The sequence below is a fragment of the Mesorhizobium sp. M5C.F.Ca.ET.164.01.1.1 genome (assembly GCF_004792125.1).
GTDB classification, from domain to species: Bacteria; Pseudomonadota; Alphaproteobacteria; order Rhizobiales; family Rhizobiaceae; genus Mesorhizobium; species Mesorhizobium wenxiniae.
In genome coordinates, this window is record NZ_SRTG01000318.1 from 1 (window position 1) to 336 (window position 336).

The 336-nt window shown below is 66.4% G+C and carries 1 pseudogene; it reads right to left on the minus strand.

Annotation, left to right across the window (positions count from 1 at the left end):
- Positions 1-336: pseudogene (locus tag EN807_RS33635) on the minus strand (translational GTPase TypA); the annotation flags it as partial.

A 336-nucleotide genomic window follows, 5' to 3' on the forward strand; every position in this document is an offset into this window, starting at 1 on the left:
CGATCTCGAAGCCCTCGCGGCGCATCGTCTCGATCAGCACCGCGAGCTGCAATTCGCCACGACCGGAGACGAAGAAGGAATCCTTTTCCGGCGATTCCTCGATCTTCAGCGCGACATTGCCTTCGGCCTCGCGCAGCAGGCGGTCGCGGATGACGCGGCTGGTCACCTTGTCGCCTTCCGTGCCGGCGAGCGGGCTGTCGTTGACGAGGAAGGACATCGTCACCGTCGGCGGATCGATCGGCTGCGCGTGCAGCGGCTCGGTCACCGTCGAATCGCAGAACGTGTCGGCGACGGTGCCCTTCGACAGGCCGGCGATGGCGACGATGTCGCCCGCCT